This is a genomic window from Bacteroides sp. 214, from assembly GCF_010501015.1.
Taxonomy (GTDB): domain Bacteria; phylum Bacteroidota; class Bacteroidia; order Bacteroidales; family Bacteroidaceae; genus Bacteroides.
Genome location: NZ_QVML01000014.1, coordinates 74,670 through 95,495, shown reverse-complemented (window position 1 = coordinate 95,495; position 20,826 = coordinate 74,670). Strand labels below are relative to the sequence as shown.

Annotated in this window: 16 protein-coding genes and 1 pseudogene; 11 read left to right on the top strand and 6 right to left on the bottom strand. The window is 45.7% G+C overall.

All coding sequences use genetic code 11. The features are described 5' to 3' along the window. The first annotated feature begins 326 nt into the window (after positions 1–326). The 9 genes and pseudogenes from D0T50_RS10445 (at position 327) to D0T50_RS10405 (ending at position 9,608) form a co-directional block, all read left to right on the top strand. Positions 327–1,220 carry a serine O-acetyltransferase gene (locus D0T50_RS10445; RefSeq protein ID WP_163223474.1) on the top strand — a complete coding sequence of 298 codons (894 nt, stop codon included), beginning with the start codon at positions 327–329 and terminating at the stop codon, positions 1,218–1,220. A 2-nt stretch (positions 1,221–1,222) separates the two neighbouring features. After that, positions 1,223–2,458 (top strand): annotated as a pseudogene (locus D0T50_RS10440) (class I SAM-dependent RNA methyltransferase); the annotation flags it as partial. A 39-nt stretch (positions 2,459–2,497) separates the two neighbouring features. Further along, on the top strand, positions 2,498–4,618 hold the full coding sequence (locus tag D0T50_RS10435; protein ID WP_163223472.1) for a S9 family peptidase: 2,121 nt from the start codon (positions 2,498–2,500) through the stop codon (positions 4,616–4,618). Between the two features lies 1 nt (position 4,619). Further along, entirely contained in the window at positions 4,620–5,894 is a 1,275-nt protein-coding gene (purD, locus tag D0T50_RS10430) for a phosphoribosylamine--glycine ligase (protein WP_163223471.1), read from the top strand. 5 nt (positions 5,895–5,899) lie between these two features. Next, on the top strand, positions 5,900–6,901 hold the full coding sequence (locus D0T50_RS10425) for a hypothetical protein (RefSeq protein ID WP_163223470.1): 1,002 nt from the start codon (positions 5,900–5,902) through the stop codon (positions 6,899–6,901). Further along, positions 6,886–7,353, top strand: a complete 468-nt coding sequence (locus D0T50_RS10420; protein ID WP_163223469.1) for a YqaA family protein — start codon at positions 6,886–6,888, stop codon at positions 7,351–7,353. The genes D0T50_RS10425 and D0T50_RS10420 overlap by 16 nt, the downstream gene beginning before the upstream one ends. Before the next feature lie 4 nt (positions 7,354–7,357). Then, complete coding sequence (gene mnmD / locus D0T50_RS10415) at positions 7,358–8,029, top strand: tRNA (5-methylaminomethyl-2-thiouridine)(34)-methyltransferase MnmD (RefSeq protein WP_163223468.1); 672 nt, start codon at positions 7,358–7,360, stop codon at positions 8,027–8,029. A 12-nt stretch (positions 8,030–8,041) separates the two neighbouring features. Next, entirely contained in the window at positions 8,042–8,929 is an 888-nt protein-coding gene (locus tag D0T50_RS10410; RefSeq protein ID WP_163223467.1) for a metal ABC transporter solute-binding protein, Zn/Mn family, read from the top strand. Further along, complete coding sequence (locus D0T50_RS10405; RefSeq protein WP_163223466.1) at positions 8,919–9,608, top strand: metal ABC transporter ATP-binding protein; 690 nt, start codon at positions 8,919–8,921, stop codon at positions 9,606–9,608. Before D0T50_RS10410 ends, D0T50_RS10405 begins: the two co-directional genes overlap by 11 nt. Positions 9,609–9,701: 93 nt before the next feature. Here the strand turns inward: D0T50_RS10405 and D0T50_RS10400 are convergent, their stop codons facing one another. From D0T50_RS10400 to D0T50_RS10375, 6 genes are all read right to left on the bottom strand, one after another. After that, complete coding sequence (locus tag D0T50_RS10400) at positions 9,702–11,276, bottom strand: hypothetical protein (RefSeq protein WP_163223465.1); 1,575 nt, start codon at positions 11,274–11,276, stop codon at positions 9,702–9,704. Further along, positions 11,273–11,509: a hypothetical protein gene (locus tag D0T50_RS10395; RefSeq protein ID WP_163223464.1), complete on the bottom strand. Its 237-nt coding sequence runs from the start codon at positions 11,507–11,509 to the stop codon at positions 11,273–11,275. Before D0T50_RS10395 ends, D0T50_RS10400 begins: the two co-directional genes overlap by 4 nt. Before the next feature lie 107 nt (positions 11,510–11,616). Then, the gene (locus tag D0T50_RS10390) at positions 11,617–13,230 is read right to left on the bottom strand and encodes a hypothetical protein (protein ID WP_163223463.1); all 1,614 of its coding nucleotides are present in this window, start codon (positions 13,228–13,230) and stop codon (positions 11,617–11,619) included. Positions 13,231–13,595: 365 nt separating this feature from the next. Beyond that, on the bottom strand, positions 13,596–14,942 hold the full coding sequence (locus D0T50_RS10385; RefSeq protein ID WP_163223462.1) for a hypothetical protein: 1,347 nt from the start codon (positions 14,940–14,942) through the stop codon (positions 13,596–13,598). Further along, entirely contained in the window at positions 14,939–15,175 is a 237-nt protein-coding gene (locus D0T50_RS10380) for a hypothetical protein (RefSeq protein WP_163223461.1), read from the bottom strand. Before D0T50_RS10380 ends, D0T50_RS10385 begins: the two co-directional genes overlap by 4 nt. A 216-nt stretch (positions 15,176–15,391) precedes the next feature. Then, complete coding sequence (locus tag D0T50_RS10375; protein WP_163223460.1) at positions 15,392–16,438, bottom strand: helix-turn-helix domain-containing protein; 1,047 nt, start codon at positions 16,436–16,438, stop codon at positions 15,392–15,394. Positions 16,439–16,696: 258 nt separating this feature from the next. Here D0T50_RS10375 and D0T50_RS10370 point away from each other — a divergent pair, with 258 nt between their 5' ends. Further along, positions 16,697–20,038, top strand: coding sequence for a DUF2723 domain-containing protein (locus D0T50_RS10370; protein WP_163223459.1), 3,342 nt, complete (start codon positions 16,697–16,699; stop codon positions 20,036–20,038). A gap of 11 nt (positions 20,039–20,049) precedes the next feature. After that, a complete protein-coding gene (locus tag D0T50_RS10365; protein WP_163223458.1) occupies positions 20,050–20,658 on the top strand; it encodes a polysaccharide deacetylase family protein in 609 nt (202 codons plus the stop codon). Positions 20,659–20,826 lie beyond the last annotated feature (168 nt).

The following is a 20,826-nucleotide window of genomic DNA, read 5'->3' as shown; positions in this document are numbered from 1 at the left end:
GAATGACAACCTTTTTAGAATGAAAAGATATATTGCGACAACCTTTTTAGTAACAAGCAGTAAAAACTGACAACCACTTTCAGTATAAGTCACTTCACATATGTGATGATATCTCTTCACCAATGTGATGATATCTCTTCACCAATGTGATGATATCTCTTCACAACTGTGACGATATCTCTTCACAGCTGTGAAGAGATGAAAGAAGCTATTTGAAACGAACAAGAATGCAGTGGCAATTGCATGAAAAGAAAGTATCTTTAAGTTCATGCAAAATAAGAAAAACTTATTGCTACCTTTGTACCTTATTATAATGAAGATATCTGATGAGTCCGATAGACTTTACCCACATCTTGAAACAAACAGTTGACGAACTTTCGGAGAGTGAGTCGTACAATGAACTGTTCCACCAGCAAAAGGAAGGAGAGCAATTGCCTTCGCTTCCTGTGTTAAATGAAATTATAGAATTGGCGCGCACCATTCTCTTTCCCGGCTATTTTGGTAACTCATGCATCAATAAGCAAACCATTGAATATCACATCGGGGTAAACCTCGAACGGTTATTCAACCTGCTTACCAAGCAGATATATGCCGGTTTGTGTTTTGTAGCCAGCACCAGTAAGGCAAACAAAGAGTGCACCTACCTGCGCGAACAAGCAGTGAAACTTGCCGCCCACTTTATCAGCACACTACCCAAGCTGCGCAGGCTACTCGCCACCGACGTGCAAGCTATGTACGATGGCGACCCTGCCGCCGAAAGCTTTGGCGAAGTAATCTTCTGCTATCCTGCTATCAAAGCTATTACCAACTACCGCATCGCGCACGAACTGCTTACGCTTGATGTGCCGCTCATTCCGCGTATAATAACCGAAATGGCGCATAGCGAAACCGGTATTGACATCAACCCGGGAGCACAGATAGGTTCGTACTTCGCCATAGATCATGGCACGGGTGTGGTGATAGGGGCAACTACCATTATCGGCAATCATGTAAAACTATATCAGGGTGTTACATTGGGAGCGCGTAGCTTCCCGCTCAACGATGACGGGAATCCTATAAAAGGTATTCCACGACACCCGATACTGGAAGATAACGTAATCGTTTACTCCAACGCCACCATACTGGGTAGGGTTGTAATAGGCAAGGGAGCTACCGTGGGAGGAAATATCTGGGTAACGGAAGATGTGCCCGAAGGAGCAAAAATAGTACAAAAAAGATAAATATGAATGACAGGTTTGAGATGATTGCCAAAACCTTCCAAGGCTTGGAAGCGGTGTTGGCAGAGGAATTAATTAATTTAGGTGCCGATGATGTAGAGATTGGACGTCGCATGGTGTCTTTCTCGGGGAACAAGCAAATGATGTACAAAGCCAACTTCTGTTTGCGTACTGCCATTCGTATCCTGAAACCCATTAAACACTTCACCGCTAAGAATGCCGACGAGGTGTACGAACAAATCAAAAAAATAGCGTGGGAAGATATTATAACCGAAGGAAAAACCTTTGCCGTAGACGCTGTGGTGTTTAGCGACGAGTTTCGCCACTCCAAGTTTGTATCTTACAAGGTGAAGGATGCCATTGTGGACTACTTCCGCGAGAAAACCGGCACACGCCCTTCGGTACGCATCAATAAGCCCGATGTTCTGTTGAATATACACATCGCACAAACCAAATGCACGCTCTCACTGGATTCTTCGGGCGAGTCTTTGCACCGTCGCGGATATCGCCAGGAAGCGGTTGAAGCTCCACTCAACGAGGTACTTGCCGCAGGCATGATACTAATGACCGACTGGCGTGGCGAGTGCGACCTGATTGACCCTATGTGCGGATCGGGAACCATCCCTATTGAAGCAGCTCTGATTGCACGCAACATTGCACCCGGTGTATTCCGCAAAGGATTTGCTTTCGAGAAGTGGGCGGATTTTGACAGCGAAATGTTCGACGAGTTATACAACGACGACAGTGCCGAGAAACCTTTCGAGCATAAGATATACGCCTACGACAATAGCCCCAAAGCCAACGAAATTGCTACTTTTAACTTCAAGGCAGCAGGTGTTTCCAAAGATATTATACTCAAGTTGCAACCCATTCAGCAGTTTGAGAAACATGCCGCGAAAGCTATTATGATAACCAACCCACCCTATGGCGAACGTATCTCTACCAACGACCTGTTGGGATTGTATCAGGTTATCGGCGAACGGTTGAAACATGCCTTCAGTGGCAACACAGCTTGGATACTGAGCTACCGCGACGAATGTTTTGAACAAATAGGGCTACGTCCTGCCGAAAAAATAGAGCTTTACAATGGTGCTTTAGAGTGCCAGTTCCGTAAATACGAACTATTCAGCGGAAAGATGAAAGAGTTCAAGAGTGGCGGTTCGGACAGGAAACCATTCCGCAAAGAGGGTGGAGATAAACCCCGCGAACAAAAAGAATATCCCAAAAGAACAGCGAAGTATATTTATACTGCCGAAGATAATAATAAAGAGTAACCGGTTATGAGAACTTTTATAACAACCCTTTGTTTTTTGACAATGATATCCACCAGTAATAACCTGTTTGCACAAGCCACTCCAACGCTGGAGGAGCTCACACCGGGTGGTTCAAACTATAAGTTTGCCGAGAATATCTACGGTTTACAATGGTGGGGCGATGTCTGTATTAAACCCGGCATCGACAGCATAACAAGCATCAACCCACAAACAGGAAAAGAGGAACTGCTCGTTACCTTGCAACAAGTTAATCAGGCCTTTGATCAGGAAAAAACATTCGTACATCTGCAGAGCGTAAAGTTCCCTTGGGCAGGCGAAAAGAAAATGCTTTTGTCGCTACGTACACATTATTATATATATGATATAGAAACAGGTGTAGCTACATTGATTCACGAGTTACCCAAAGGAGCTGCGAATATAAACTTCTGCAAAGAGAACAAGCAGATAGCCTATACCATCGACAATAATCTCTATGTAAACGGTGAGGCTGTAACCTCCGAACCCCACGGGGTGGTGTGTGGAGCCTCTGTTCACCGCAATGAGTTTGGCATTAATGGTGGCATCTTCTGGAGCCCGAAAGGTAATTTGGTAGCCTTCTACCGCATGGACGAGCGCATGGTTACGCAGTATCCGCTGGTAGATGTTACTACCCGTATTGCCGAAACGAATAATATCCGCTACCCCATGGCAGGTATGACTAGTCATAAAGTGACCGTAGGCGTTTATAACCCCGCAACAAAAGAGACTTTATATTTAGATGCAGGTGACCCCACCGACCGTTACTTTACCAACATCAGTTGGTCGCCCGACGAAAAGAGCATCTACCTCATTGAGCTGAACCGCCACCAGAACCATGCCAAGCTTTGTTGTTATGATGCAACCACCGGCAAACTAACCGCCACCCTGTTTGAAGAAACACATGCCAAGTATGTGGAGCCACAATCGCCCATTCTCTTTTTGCCGTGGGATAACAGCAAATTTATTTATCAAAGCCAACGAGATGGTTTTAACCACCTCTATCTGTATGATGTCAGTGGTAAGCAAATCAAGCAACTTACTTCGGGCAACTGGTTAGTGAAGGATGTACTTGGTTTCGACAATAAAAAGAAAGAAATAGTCATCAGCAGCACAGAGAACTCACCTCTGCAAAGTAATATTTTCAGGGTAGCGATTTCCTCGGGTAAACGTGTGGCTGTAGGTAATAGCGAAGGTGTTCATAACGCCAAGCTAAGTGCGTCGGGAACCTATCTGATTGATTCGTACACTACGCCAACGACTCCGCGCAACATTGACATCATCGACGTGAAGAATAAACACATCAACCTGCTTACCGCCGAAGATCCCTATAAAGGATATAAGATGCCAACCATCGAAACAGGTACCATCAAAGCTGCCGACGGTGTAACCGATTTATACTATCGCTTAGTGAAACCAGTAGACTTTGACGCAACGAAGAAATACCCAGCCATTGTTTATGTATATGGCGGACCACACGCACAGATGGTTACCAATGGTTTTATGAACAGTGCACGCGGATGGGATATCTATATGGCGTGCAAAGGCTATGTGATGTTCTGTGTGGATAACCGAGGTAGCTCCAACCGTGGTTTGGAGTTCGAGAACTGTACTTTCCGCAACTTGGGCGTAGAAGAAGGTAAAGATCAGGTGGAAGGTGCCAACTTCCTCAAGTCGCTTCCGTTTGTAGACGGTAACCGCATAGGAGTACATGGCTGGAGTTTTGGCGGACACATGACTACCGCGTTGCTGCTCCGCTACCCCGACCTCTTTAAAGTAGGTGTGGCAGGCGGACCGGTTATTGACTGGAAATACTACGAAATTATGTATGGCGAACGCTATATGGATACTCCCGAATCCAACCCCGAAGGTTACAAGGAAACTAACCTGAATAATCTTGCCGGTAACCTCAAAGGGCGATTGTTGATGATACACGATTATCAGGACGACACTTGTGTGCCGCAACATGCGCTCTCCTTTATGAAGGCATGTGTGGATGCACGCACTTATCCCGATTTATTTATCTATCCGGGACATAAACACAACGTATTAGGACGCGACCGCGTACACCTACACGAAAAAATAACCCGATATTTCGAAGACCATTTATAATATGAAACTATTACTCTTAGGCTCAGGTGGACGTGAGCATGCATTGGCTTGGAAAATAGCCCAAAGTCCGAAGGTAGAGAAACTGTATATTGCTCCGGGAAATGCCGGAACGAGTGCTGTAGGCGAAAATGTGGATATAAAAGCAACCGACTTTGAAGCCATTAAGACATTCGCGCTCGAAAGAGATATTACCATGATTGTAGTTGGTCCCGAAGACCCATTGGTACAAGGTATCTACGACTATTTTGAAAAGGACATCACTACGCGTCATATCGCTATCATCGGTCCTACCGCGCAAGCTGCGCAGCTGGAAGGCAGCAAAGAATTCGCCAAAGAATTTATGCTTCGCCATAATATCCCTACCGCGCGTTACATCAGCGTAACGGCCGAGAACCTTGATGAAGGCTTGGAGTTCCTCAAAACCGTTTCGGCTCCCTACGTATTGAAAGCCGATGGGCTTTGCGCCGGAAAAGGAGTACTTATACTTCCCACCATGGAAGATGCTCAGAACGAGCTGAAAGCCATGTTAAGTGGTATGTTTGGTCAGGCAAGTGCTACGGTAGTTATCGAAGAGTTCCTTAGCGGCATTGAGTGCTCGGTATTTGTAATGACCGATGGCGAACACTATAAAGTATTACCTGTGGCGAAAGACTACAAACGCATCGGCGAAGGAGACAGCGGATTGAATACCGGTGGAATGGGTAGCGTTACTCCCGTACCATTTGCCGATGAGGTGTTTATGGAGAAAGTACGCACCCGTATTATCGAGCCTACGGTGAATGGTTTGCGCCAAGAAGAGATACTCTACAAAGGCTTTATCTTCTTGGGATTAATAAAGGTAAACGACGAGCCCATGGTGATTGAATACAACGTACGCATGGGTGACCCCGAGACCGAAAGTGTGATGTTACGCATCAAAAGCGACCTCGTAGACCTACTCGAAGGAGTACACACCGGAACACTCGACACCAAGACTCTTGTTATGGACGAACGTGCCGCTGCTTGTGTTATTATGGTAAGCGGTGGCTATCCGGGAGATTATCAGAAAGGCTATCCCATTACCGGACTGACCGAAGCCGCCGAAACAGACAGTATCATATTCCATGCCGGAACAACCGTAAAACACGGAAAAGTTGTAACCAATGGTGGGCGGGTAATTGCCGTCTGTTCTTATGGAGAAAACAAGGAAGAAGCTTTGCGCAAAAGCTATCGGGTAGCCGAGATGATTGAGTTTGATAAGAAATATTATAGAAAAGACATTGGATTTGATTTATAGCACCTGTGAATTATAGAAAGAGTTTTCAACGAACAATAGCAACAGGGAAGTTGACACTTCCCTTTGCGCTATTGGTCATGTTGGTAAGTTGGGCGGCAACATTCATGTTGATTCCCGAGTTGACACACAACACGGATGATACGCTTTTGTCAGCTTGGATTGAGCAACTGCACATTCCCGGTTGGCTAAACCGATTAATAAGTCTTTCCATTCATCTTATTATCGGTTACTTCCTGATAGCATTCAATAACGCTTTTGTCATCATCAGGATACGAGCTTCGGTGCAGACCACCATCTACTTCCTCTTTATCGCGATTTTTCCAGCTCTGCATCAATTCCACTCAGCCAATGTATTAACGGTTTTTTTCATCATAGCCCTTTACTTTTTCTTTCGCAGCTATCAGCAATCTGCTCCGACAGGAAGTCTGTTCTATTCGTTCTTCTTCTTAGGACTGGGTAGCATGTTGTTTCCGCAGTTGATATTCTTTATACCTTTATTTATAATAGGTATACCCTACTTAAGCACACTCACGTGGCGTATTTTCTTTGCTACATTACTTGGCTTTATTCTTCCCTACTTTTTCTTGTTAGGCCATGCGGTTTACCACGATAGTATGGAGTTGTTTTATAAGCCGTTTGTGCAACTTATTCACTTTGATGCAATCGACTTCAGTCTTCTGCCTACATGGGAGCTTGTTACGTTGTGCTATTTCTTTTTCTTGTTTGTTTGCAGCACTATACATTGCCTTGCCGAGAGTTATAAAGATAAAATACGCACGCGTATCTTGCTGCGATTCTGGATTGTGATATGCTTTTTTATGTTTGTGTTTATTGTATTACAACCGGCTCACATCATTAGTTTGACTTCCATTTTATTAACCGGCTTAAGTGTTTTGATTGCTCATTTTGCTACCCAAACAAACTCAAAACTCTCTAACTTATTCTTTATAGGGAGCGCACTGGCGCTACTCTTTATATACGGATACAATATATGGATGCTATTATAGAATTTCTTATCCAATGGGGTTATGTGGGTATGTTTCTGTCTGCTTTCCTGGCAGGTAGTGTAATACCTTTTAGTTCGGAAGCCGTACTGATTGCCTTAATACATCCCAGTTTAGGGCTCAACACGGTGGTGTGCCTGCTGTGTGCCGCTACCGGCAATTTATTAGGAGGTCTTACCTGCTACTGGATGGGGCATTTGGGCAAAATGGATTGGCTGGTGAAATACTTCCACATGAAACGCGAAAAAATAGAACAGGTACAGAACTATCTCAATGGGCGTAGTGCTTTGATGGCTTTCTTTGCATTTCTTCCTATATTGGGAAGCATCATAGCGGTTTCTCTGGGATTTTTGAGAAGCAATATACTCTTGGTTTCCATTAGCATGTTTCTCGGTAAGTTGCTTCGATATATTATCGTTATCATGGCGGCACAGGGCGTTTTTAATGCATTATAAATTTATGAATAGAGATAGAACAATAGTTATTGAAAAGACAGAAGACGGAAGCGCCACCTTGTTCGTTCCCGAACTGGATGAGCATTACCACAGTGTGAAGGGTGCTCGCACCGAGTCACAACATGTATTTGTGGAAATGGGCATGAAGACGTGCAAGGAAGAGTGTGTAACCGTCCTCGAAGTTGGGTTTGGCACAGGCTTGAACGCTTACCTTACCCTTCTTGAGGCAGAAAAGTTGGGTAAAAACGTTTGCTATGTAGGGTTAGAACTTTATCCGGTAGAGCGAGATACACTTGCCGCTCTGAATTACGCTAAAGACGAATACTGGGAGAAAATACACAGCGCAAAGTGGGGTATCCCTCAGTTTATTACAGACGATTTCATTTTAGCTAAGCTCAATGTAGACCTCCTTACCTATAAGCCACTGGATGATATGCGTTTTGCCGTTATCTATTACGATGCGTTTTCTCCCGAGAAGCAACCCGAACTATGGACACAAGCCGTATTCGACAGACTCTACAATGTGCTCTTTGACGATGGTGTACTTACCACCTACTGCGCCAAAGGCGAGGTACGGCGAATGTTGCAACAGGCTGGCTTCACCGTAGAAAGGCTACCCGGCCCTCCGGGAGGAAAACGCGAGATTCTTCGCGCTACCAAGTCCGTCAACCAATAAAAAACAGAACGAATGAAAGATATCAGATACATTGTTCTTGTTGCCATAGCAGCCGCTTGCATACTGTCTACTCAATCTTGCTCAAACACCACGCGTAAAAACAGAGCAGAGCGCATCATTAGTGTTACGATTGAGCCACAGCGTTATTTTGCCGAAGCAATTGGAGGAGATAAGTTCACCATTAAAAGCATGGTGCCCAAAGGTTCGAGCCCCGAAACCTACGACCCTACCCCCCAGCAGCTGGTAGCATTAAGCGAGAGTGAAGCGTATCTGCGCATCGGGTACATTGGGTTTGAACAGGCATGGATGGATAGAATGCTTTCCAATGCCCCGCATCTTAAGGTGTTCGACCTTTCCGAAGGCATTGAACTGATACACGAAGGCAAACAGGCGCATGGCGACCACTTCCACGAAGGGGGTGTAGAGCCACACGTGTGGAGCTCTGTTTTAAATGCAAAGATAATAGCAGGCAACACACTCCGGGCTTTCTGCCAACTGGATGCTGCCAATGAAGAATTTTTCCGTGCACGCTATGACTCTTTAATGGTGTTCCTCGAAGAGACCGACACATTGCTCACCCGTATACTTGTGCCCGGTGGCGACCGTTCCTTTATGATCTACCATCCGGCATTGTCTTACTTCGCGCGCGATTATGGTTTGCGGCAAATACCTATCGAAGTACACGGCAAGGAGCCCTCCATGTCGTACTTAAAATCATTGATTGAAGTAGCGGAAGCCGAGCAGGTACGAACCATCTTTGTACAACCCGAGTTTGATAAGAGAGGCGCAGAATTTATTGCCAAGCAGACACAAACCCAAGTAGTAGAAATTAATCCGTTAGCCTACGACTGGCAAGCAGAGATGATACACGTTGCCAAAAGTTTATCGCATGAAGAGTAATCACGCCATAGAGCCTCAACCACTTATCTCGCTCACCGGCATCTCGGCAGGCTATGATAAGAAACAGGTATTGCACGATGTAAACCTCACGGTGTACGAGCGCGATTTTCTGGGTATTATTGGTCCCAACGGTGGCGGAAAAACCACACTGATAAAAGTGGTGCTGGGATTGATAGCGGCTTCTGCAGGCAAAATCACCTACTACAAAGAAGGCAAAGCTGTCGATAAAATAACCATGGGTTACTTGCCCCAATACAACACGATAGATAAAAAATTCCCTATTTCCGTAGAAGAAGTTATCCTCTCGGGGCTGAGTTCGTGCAAAACAGTGACCAGCCGGTTTACCCATGCACATAAAGAAAAAGTGAGGCAAGTGGTGGCACGTATGGGATTGGAGGGAGTGGAGAAATCTCCTATCGGGCAACTCAGCGGTGGACAAATACAACGCGCTTTACTCGGCCGCGCCATTATATCCAACCCTCAGGTGGTTATTCTCGATGAGCCCAGCACCTACATCGACAAGCAGTTCGAAGCACGCCTTTACGAACTACTCACCGAAATAAACAGAGAGTGCGCCATTATCCTTGTGAGCCACGACATCGGTACGGTACAGCAAAATGCAAAGTTCATTGCTTGTGTTAATGAAACGCTAGACTACCGCACCAACACTGTTGAATGACCTCAAGCTGGATGGACAAAATCAAAATAGGCTGAACCCTCTTGTTTAAGGATTCAGCCTCTTTTGATTTTCTTTCGGAAGAGAATTCAACGATTACTCTGCAAAAACCAAACCGGTAGCATCCCAGCTAACACCAGCATCATCAGCAGCAGTGCCAGCCAAGACTGTGTTCATATTGTTGTAGCAATTGGCTAAATCGTCTTTAGCTGTGGTGTCGGTGGCGGCACTTGTATTTGCACCTACACCTTCGGTTAAACTGCTGTGTTGCCAGTAGCATGTGTTGGCTGAACCATCATCGTTCATACCCACCACAGCACCTGCTATATCGCTGCTACTGCTTACACTTGTTGGCGTGGCATAGCAAGCGGTTATTGTTTCTACGTTGTTTCCTGCAATACCACCCGCACAATAATCTCCGCTAATTGTACTTCCGTTTCCGTGGCAGGCCAAGATGATACCATCTTCTGCATTATTGCCTGCAATGCCGCCTGCGGCGTAAGCACTGGTAATGGTATTTCCGCTTTCGTAACAACCCACAATGGTGCCCATGTTAACACCTGTAATAGCGCCGCCCACAGCCGATCCGTCTATTGTGCAATTAATAGCCCGGCAGTTAATGATGCTACCAAAATTATCGCCTACAGCGCTCGCATTTTGTCCTCCTATTGTGGCACCCTTTATAGTTACATTCTTTATAGTGCCTAAGTTCAGCCTAAATAGCCCGACACTCGCACTATTATTTATGTTCAATCCTGTAATGGTATATCCACCGCCATCGAAGGTTTTTCCTTCACCGAGGCTCCTCAAATAGAAGTCGGTAACACCCGAAAGGTCGATGTCGCCGCTAAGTGCAAAGTCTGTAGTCATACCGGCATTATACCAATCCAAGAACTCTTGTTTTGCTGCCGCTGCATCCGGATTCATGTTGATGTTGCAGTGTAGTAGTTTGCCTTTAATATCGGCAGCTGCGATGGGAGAGCTGAAGGTGTGGGGGTAGGCTTGGAGGTAGGGTTGGAGGTCGTAATCTGCATAAATTACCCTGAAGGTGAGGTTAGTTTCAGCATCTAACCATTCCGAGTCTACGGAAACCCATGCTACGAATGTTCCATCGACTGTAGTACTATTATCAGAGAGGTAGAGGGCGATGGATTCGTAATCTGTACGTGTTATCTGAAGCATGGTGAGTTCAGCGCTTTTATGGAGACCCGATAGCGCAATGCGCATTACGGCTGCTTTGTGCTCGAAGGCAATGCTTTGGGTTTCGGCATTGTATGCGCCTGTCATTACATGCGTATCGCCCAAATGCTCCAAAGCATCACTTGATGATTGGTATTGATTGCTGCTCCATATGCCGCAGGTAAACGTTGCGCCATCGGTAGGCTGATTTTTGAAGTTGAATGTACCGCTTGTTGTTCCTGCGCCGCCTGCGAGGCTGTGCGAATCGTTGTTCGCATCTACAATAATATCGCCTGCTGCCCATGTAACTTTGAGGCTTGAGAGTGGGTCTCCAGTTACTTCTTCGAATCCCACCCGGGTATCTGCCTTTTGTGGCATGGTGGCTGTTATGGTGAATTTTTCTTGCTGCTCTTGGGGCAGGTTGTCATCTTTCTGGCATGCCGTCATCATGATGGCTGCAATGCCTGCGGTAAGTAGTGCTATTTTTTTCATTTTGTGGTAGTGAATAAATCGTTCAACATGTCTTCGAGGTCTTGCATGGAGTTTGCGCCTTTTGCGGCTGCGTTTCCACTCGATGTGATACTTCCCGACTGTGCGCCGGCTGAGTTGCTGATGAAATCTGTGCCGTCCATTCCGTCGAGGCCTGCGCTTGCTGCCATCACGCCTTCGTTGTGCAGTGCAATTACTTCAATGCGGGGAGACTGGTAGGTTACTTTTCTGCTCATAATTAATAATTGTTTTCTTTAGTGATTAATAGCCTCCCCCAGCGAGGCAGGGCCTTTGGCTGGGAGAGGGATATTTGAATTCTTTCGGAAGAGAGGGGTTGGTTAGATTAAGGATAAACCAAGCCCGTAGCACCCCACATAGCCGAGTACCCTGCACCGGTTAACGCAGTATTCATAGCTCCGTAGCAATCGGCGTAATTGCTTTTAACCGTGCCGTCGATGCCCCTATTATCGCCTATACCATTGGTTATGGTGCCGTGTTGCCAGTAGCATGCAGTGGTGATAGAACTGGTATCAACATTGTATCCCAAGATGCCGCCCGGAGTTTCATAGCCACTGGTAATTGTTGCCGACTGGGCATAGCAGGCCAAAATGGTTCCTGCGTCGTTATAAGCAGCAATACCGCCGGCTTCCGCTCCGGAGATTGTGCTACCACTCTCATAACAAGCCACAATAGTTCCGCTGTTGATGGCGGCAATACCGCCGGCACTACCACTACCTGTTAAAATGCAATTAATAGACTGGCAGCTAATGATGCGACCTGCATTTTGACCGATAATAGCGCCTGCATAATCTCCACTTATTGTGGCATCTTTTATAATTAGATTCTTTATTGTGCCGTTGTTTACGCCAAACAGCCCAACTACGGCATTCTGAATTGTAATGTTCAACCCTGTAATGGTAAATCCTGCGCCATCGAAGGTTTGGTTATTGGTCAAATGTTGCACACTCGTTATATCGCCCGATTGAAGAGTAATATCGCCGCTAAGCGTAAAGTCTGTACTTGCGCCGCCATTATACCAATCCAAGAACTCTTGTTTTGCTGCCGCTGCCGCCTCAATATCTCCCGCGCCGGTGCCGCCCGATGCCGGTGCGCCGCAGTTGATGATGAAACGGTTGCCATACGGTTGTGCCGTCAAGGCAGCAGCAATAAGCGTATTATCGCGTAGGTTTACCGCTTCCTCGTTATCAATGCTGTACTTCAAGCTGCTGACGGTGGATGTGTGCAGATAAAGAACTATCTGGCCGCTGGCATCGGCAGTGAACGTTTTGGGCACTGATAGATTAGGGCAATTTGCATAAAGTAAGTTATTCTCCTGAAGTGTTACCTTAAAACTGTACCAACTGGGGGTGGCTAACGTTACGGTTTGCCCTTCGGTAAGGCCGGTAAATACAAATTGATTAAAGTTCATATCACCTGCGAATGTTGGCGCCAATAGCAAACTGATCGTTTCCGAAGTGTCGTTTATTGTTTTAGCAGCGCTCATGGCATTGTATATTTGGTGCTGATACAATTCCTGACCAAGCCCACTGCCTTCGCCCCTGCCTAAATACCAGGCAAGGAACTGAACCTGGGTACCGGCTTGGAAATCCAGCGGCCAGCGCAAATCGCTATTCCATGAACCGCCGCTATAGGTTAGCGTGCCGTTGCGGAAGGTATAATTAGAGTCTTCACCTATTGCCATTACTACGTATACCTTGTCGCCATCTTCCCACGTCACGGTGCCATCATCCGCAATCACCGTGCGGGTATCGTTACCTACGCCGACAAACCCGGCGGGTTTGCCAATGTTGAATTGTACCAACTCGCCCTGTGCGTCGTTATCGTCGGTGGGCATTGCATCTTCTTGTTGGCAGCTTGCCATATTTAGCGTCATGATGGCTGCCATTGCACCTATATATAATAGGTGTAGTTTATTGCTGATTTGTATCTTCTTCATCTTCTTTCTTTTTTTTGCTTTGGTTATCGATATTAAGTTTGAATTGCTCGATGGTGGCGTTTATCTCACCGATGAGCTGGGAATTTGTTGTTTTAATTATTAATTCGTTGCTTTTTCGCTTTCGGCCTCGACCGAAAGTGTTGTGCAACTTGCTGGAATGCTCCGGCTCCGGCTGAAAGCGCTATGCAACTTGCAGGGATGCTTCGGCCTCGGCTGATAGCTATGTGCAGGTTGCAGTAAGGATTCAGCTTCGGCTGATAGCTTCGTGCGATTTGCAGGAAGGTTTCGGCTCCGGCTGAAAGCTCCGCGCAGGTTGCAGGAAGGTTTCGGCCTCGGCTTGCAAGCCAAAACGCTTGTAGCGGTGGTTAGGGTTGGTAATCCCATTGAATTTTTCCGTCTACATATAGTTGGGCTGCGGTGACAGATACCATTTCTTTGGTGGCTTCTTTCCATACGTCGCCGGCTACTGAGGTGCTTTGTGCTGCGCCATTGTACCAGCAGTTGGAGAAGAGGTTGGGGGCAGCACTATTTATCAGTGCTGTCTGGTCGGTACTGCACAGGGTAAGGAGGGGTTGTACCGGCAGCATCGGGCCTTGTCCTACTAAAGCGGCGCCTATGCTACTGCATTTTGAGATTTTATTACTCATTCCAAGTGTCGATATCAGCACTGCCCCTCCGCGCATGTGTGTGTTGGTGATGCATGCTTGGCCGGTGAGTGTTGTAAATGCAGAGCCGCTGGCTTTGGTGATGGTGTGTCCGTTGCCGTTGTACTTGCCTGCGAAGTTGGCTAGTGCTTCGTCGGTCAATGTAATGTCGGCCATTTGTATCACTATTGCGTTGGCATCGGCTGTTGGCAGGGCTGCAAAGCTTGCTGCGTCGTACACCATGTGTGTGTATCCATCGGGCACGGTGTTTATGGGGTCTAACCATGTTGGGTCGCTACCAAATCCTACTGTTATGGCTGTTTTGGTTTCCATGTTGATGTTGCAGTGCAGTAGTTTGCCTTTCAAAGCATTGCCAACGAGGGCGGTGCCGAAGGTGTGGGTGTATTCTTGGACGTCCTGATCTAGATAGCCTAGCATGAAGCTGAGTTCGGTTGCGCCATCTAACCATTCAGGGTCTACGGAAACCCATGCTACGAATGTTCCATCGGCTTCGGTGCTGTTACTATTGCCATTGAGGTTAATAGAGAGAGACTCCGCATCACGTTGTATGTAAAGCACTCCGAGATCACTACTCTTCTGGAGACCCGACAGCGCAATGCGCATCACAGACGTTTGATGCTCGAAGGCGATGCTTTTGGCTGTGGCATTGTACGTGCCTGCCATTTCGTGAACACTGCTCAAGTGCCCCATAGGGTTGCTAGGATTTTGAGACTGAACTGCTTTCCATGTACCGTAGGTAAACGTTGCGCCGCCAGTGGGCTCGGTATCGAAGTTGAAGGTTGCGCTTGTTGTTCCTGCGCCGCCTGCAAGGGTGTGATCAATGCGGTTCTCATCTACAATCCTATCGCCTGCTGCCCATGTAACTTTGAGGCTTGAGAGTGGGTCTCCGGCTATTTCTTCGAACGTCACCCGGGTGTCTGCCTTTTGCGGCATGGTGGCTATTACGGTGAATTTTTCTTGCTGCTCTTGTGGCAGGTTGTCGTCTTTTTGGCATGCTGTCATCATGATGGCTGCGATGCCTGCGGTAAGTAGTGCTATTTTTTTCATTTTGTGGTAGTGAATAAATCGTTCAACATGTCTTCGAGGTCTTGCATGGAGTTTGCGCCTTTTGTAGCTGCGTTTCCACTCGATGTGATACTGCCCGACTGTGCGCCGGCTGAGTTGCTGATGAAGTCTGTGCCGTCCATTCCGTCGAGACCTGCACTTGCTGCCATCACGCCTTCGTTGTGCATTGTTATTACTTCAATGCAGGGTGGCAGGTAAATTGATTTTCTGCTCATAATTAAATAATAATTAAAATGAATGATTAATACGATTAGTTGATAAAAAATGTAACAGATAAGTCTTTTGTTTGTAGGTTAAATTTCTCATATCTGCTTTGTTTTTTGTTAACTCCTGCAAAAATACGGAGACAAAACAGATGCGGCATTAGCGCTAAACAAGTATTTGTTAGCGCTACGTAAAAGCATTTAGCACAGGATAAAAAAAAGAGTTTTTTAACGTTTTTTCCACTGACTAAACGTCAATCCTGTTTGATTTTTGAAGGTACGACTGAAGGTAGAAGCGTGAACAAATCCCGACATTGTGGCTACCTGTTCTTGGGGTAATTGTGGGTTTTTCATCATCAATTCTTTAGCGAATTCAACGCGTTTGCGACTAATAAATTCGTAGAAATTGCTATGAAACTCTTCATTGATGATGCGCGAGATGTAGGTGCGGTTGGAGTGAAGTTCGACGGCGATATCGTCTAGCGTAAGTGTGGGGCGAAGAAAGAACTGTTTCTCGTCAATTAATTGGTTGAACCTTACAAGTACTCTATTCAGATGAGTCCCCTCATCCTCTTTTTCGAGGGGTTCGTACTCTTCCATGGACAGTTCTCCTTCTGCAATGTGTTGAAGAATGAACTTGGTGTTATACACATGATGCCCCATGTAGAAGATGCATACGCCCGTCAGCCCCATAGCTATATATTTGGCCGAATAATAGGCTTCGTGAGACACTCCCCATAAAAAAGTAGCCGAAAGCGCAATAACCAGAAAAACAAAAAGTCCAATCAATACCGCCCGGTTGTTCTCAATGGATTTTCCTTCCAGGTTGGAGAAGAAGTTTTGAATCCCTTTCTTGTAGCGGATTACATTTAATGTAGAAAGGAATAACACAATGATTATTTGAATGGCAAAAACAACCGAAAATATTTGTAGGCTTACTACATAAAGCAACCATTGAAGTGTGCCGGGTGTAAACTGGTAAGTATCCTGATTTTCGATTACGGTTTGTATGTATTCAACAGACTGTTCTTCGCCCATGCACAGATAAAGGATGGCAGAAATACCCCCCAGAATAAGCCCTGGCAAAAACCACGCATATTGCCTCCAGGTTAATGTATCTTTGGTGTTCAAAGCCCAGAAATAAAGATATAGAAGCGGGAATATAGTCAGTGTTAGGGTGATATCAACTATATCTAACTTATAATAAAGCTTATAATTTTCGATACCCCCTAAAATCATAATCCACACAAACGAGCAGGCACTCAAAACAAACATGCATACCATCCATATATTTTGAGGTCTGTTATTGTTTCTTTTATTCAGCAACAGAAGCACTGCCCAGTATAATGAAACAAAAAATGGTAGATACAGAATTATGTTATGTATAATATTCATACTATAATTTTAAGCAGACAAATATAAACAATAAAATGAATACGTCCATATTAAATAAGGGGGGTAGCTATTACTTTTTAATTAAAATACTATCTTTGCCACGCGTAAAGCGCTAACGTATAATTTATTATAGCTTACATGAAACAATACAAAACCGTAAACAACCTGGTGGGGTGGTTTGCTTTTCTTATTGCAGCGATTACTTACTGCCTGACGATTGAACCAACCGCAAGTTTTTGGGACTGTGGAGAATTTATTACTTCGGCTTATAAGCTGGAAGTGGGACACCCTCCCGGCGCACCTTTCTTTATGCTAACCGCAAACTTCTTCACACAATTTGTTAGCGACCCTGCATTAGTTGCAAAAATGGTCAACTATATGAGTGCGCTGATGAGTGCAGCCTGTATTTTGTTCCTGTTTTGGAGCATCACACATTTAGTGAAGAAACTGGTGGTGAAGGACGGCGAAACAATCTCCCTCGAACAGATGATAACGATTATTGGTTCGGGACTGGTGGGAGCGCTTATCTACACCTGGAGTGATACCTTTTGGTTTAGCGCGGTAGAGGGCGAAGTTTATGCTTACTCCTCGCTGTTTACAGCAGTGGTATTCTGGCTGATACTGAAGTGGGAGGATGTAGCGGATGATGCCTACTCGGACCGTTGGTTGATATTGATTGCGTACCTTACCGGACTGAGTATTGGCGTGCACCTGCTCAACCTGTTGTGTCTGCCTGCTATTGTTTTGGTATATTACTATAAAAAGAATCCGGATGCCGACCTGAAAGGTAGCCTGCTGGCGCTTATTGGCTCGGCCATATTAATAGCCGTGGTACTATACGGTATTGTGCCGGGCGCTGTGAAGGTAGGTGGCTGGTTTGAACTTTTGTTTGTAAACTCGTTGGGTATGCCGTTCAATACAGGAGTGGTGGTTTACATCATTGTACTGGTGGCATGCATTGTGTGGGGTGTTTTCGAAACCTACCAGAGCAACAACCGCACCCGCATGAATATCTCTTTCCTCGGCACGGTGGCGCTACTGGGTATTCCATTCTACGGACATGGCACAAGCAGCATTATTATCGGGTTGGTGGTACTGGGTGCGCTTGCCGCTTATTTGTTTGCCAAGAACCTCAACACCAAGTATCAAATCAGCGCGCGAACCATGAATACATCGCTGCTTTGCATCATGATGATTATGATTGGCTACTCTTCGTACGCATTGATTGTTATCCGTTCTACCGCCAATACCCCGATGGACCAGAATTCGCCCGAAGATATCTTCACGCTGGGCGAGTATTTGGGTCGTGAGCAATATGGTACCCGTCCGCTATTCTACGGACAGGCATATTCTTCGCAAGTAGCACTGGATGTGGAGGGACAATACTGTGTATATCGCCAAAAGAAAGGTGACACGAAGTACATCCGCAAAGAAAAAACAGCTCCTGATGAGAAAGATAGCTATATCGAAGTACCGGGGCGGGCGGAGTATGTCTATGCACAGAATATGCTATTCCCGCGTATGTATAGCAGTTTGCACACCGATGCGTATAAAAACTGGATGGAGATAAAAGGTACGAATGTACAACACAACCAGTGTGGCGAGATGATTACCGTTAATATACCTACCCAATGGGAAAACATCAAGTTCTTCTTCTCGTACCAGCTTAACTTTATGTACTGGCGTTACTTTATGTGGAACTTCGTGGGTAGACAGAACGACCTTCAGAGTTTGGGAGAAATAGAGAAAGGAAACTGGATAACCGGTATAAAAGTTATCGACAACCTGTTGGTGGGCGACCAAGACTTGCTACCTACTGTGTTGAAAGAGAACAAAGGACGCAATGTGTTCTACGGATTGCCGTTGCTACTAGGTATTATTGGTCTCTTCTGGCAAGCTTATCGTGGCAAAAGAGGTGTGCAACAATTCTGGGTGGTATTCTTCCTCTTCTTTATGACAGGTATCGCCATTGTGTTGTACCTTAACCAAACACCGACACAACCTCGTGAGCGTGATTATGCGTATGCGGCTTCATTCTATGCGTTTGCCATCTGGGCAGGTATGGGTGTAGCAGGTATTGTTCGGATGTTGCAGGATACGTTGAAGCTGAAAGAGCTCCCTGCCGCAGCAATTACAGCAGTGCTTTGTCTACTCGTTCCGATACAAATGGTGGGTCAGACCTGGGATGATCATGACAGAAGCGACCGCTATGTGTGCCGCGACTTCGGACAAAACTACCTGATGACGCTGAGCGAAACCGGTAACCCGATTATATTTACCAATGGAGATAACGATACCTTCCCGTTGTGGTACAACCAGGAAACAGAAGGATTCCGTACGGATGCCCGCACTTGTAACCTCAGTTATTTGCAGACCGACTGGTACATAGACCAGATGAAGCGCCCGGCATACGATTCTCCATCACTGCCCATCACTTGGGATAGAGTAGAGTATGTAGAGGGTACAAATGAGTATATTCGTGTACGTCCGGACTTCAAGAAACAGATAGACGAACTGTATGCACAAAGTTCGAACGATGTTTCGGGCTCGGAAAACCGCACAAAGGCACAAGATGTATTTGGCGAAAATCCATACGAACTGAAGAATATTCTGAAATATTGGGTACGCTCGGATAATGAACAACTACGCTTTATCCCTACAGATAGCATCGTGGTGAAAATAGACAAGGAAGCTGTTCGTCGATCGGGCATGAAAATACCCGAAGCATTGGGCGACTCCATCCCCGACTACATGCACATTTCGCTGAAAGGTAAGGGTGCCTTGTACAAGAACGAGTTGATGATGCTCGAGATGATTGCCAATGCCAATTGGGAACGTCCTATCTACATGGCCATTACCGTTGGTACGGATAACCAACTGAACATGCGCAACCACTTTGTACAAGAAGGATTGGCCTATCGTTTCACCCCATTTGATACCGAAAAACTGGATGCGCAAATAGATAGCGAAAAGATGTACGACAACCTGATGAACAAGTTTAAGTTTGGCGGTATTGACAAACCGGGTATTTACATTGATGACAACACAATGCGCATGTCTTTCACCCATCGCCGCATTTTTACGATGATGGTAAAACAACTCCTTAGAGAAGGTAAAAACGAACAAGCCCTGAAAGCGCTTGACTACTGCGAGCGCATGGTGCCGAGTTTCAATGTGCCTTACGACTTAAGTAACGGTTCGCTCGACATGGCAGAATCCTATTACAAGCTGGAAGAACGTGAAAAAGCAGACCGGATAATTGCCGCTTTAGCAGATAATTCGGTGGAGTACATAACATGGTATCTATCCATGGGCGACCAACAGTTACTCATCTCCCGTGGAGACATAAGCTGGCATTATAGCTTGCTCGATGAACTTGTACGTGTAATGAAAATACACAAATCCGACCTTCACGGGAAGTACGAATCGCTCTCGGATAAGCTATACGAGCTATATGTGATGAGGGTTAAAAAGCAATAAAAGAATAACAGATGTTTATAGAACAACCTCCCCAGATAGTCCGGGTTTTATACCCCCGGGCTATCTGGCGTATGAGTCCTAATGAAAAAGCCGTTTACCTGACTTTCGATGATGGACCGATACCTGAGGTAACTCCATGGGTACTCGATTTATTAGATACCTATCATATTAAAGCTACCTTTTTTATGGTAGGCGATAATGTGCGTAAGTTTCCCGAAACTTACCAAATGGTAGTAGATAGAGGGCACCGTATAGGAAACCATACCTTCAACCATATTCGTGGTTTTGAATACCTTTCGAACAACTACCTTGCCAATACAGACAAAGCAAACGAATTGCTGCAAACAGATTTATTCCGTCCGCCACATGGACACATGCGCCTCGAACAGTACTACGTATTGCGTAATAAATATAAAATTGTGATGTGGGATGTTGTAACGCGCGATTATAGCAAACGTCTTAATGGCAGACAAGTGCTTCGCATTGTGAAGAAGTATGTGCGCAATGGTTCTGTTATTACATTCCATGACTCACTGAAATCCGAGAAGAACCTGAAGTATGCCTTGCCAAGATCCATTGAATGGATGTTGGAGCAGGGGTATGAGTTCAAGTTGTTATAATGAGAAGAGGGTGTGTCAAAAACGATACACTCTCTTTTTTTTGCAAAAGTCTGAACTATCTCAATATCGGGCTTCGTTATAGGGGGTGTATCAAACGTCGAAGCGCTGACAGCGCGACATACTTAGCCTAGGGTCAGGGAGCGAAGCGAGTGCAGCCCTGGGTTTTGG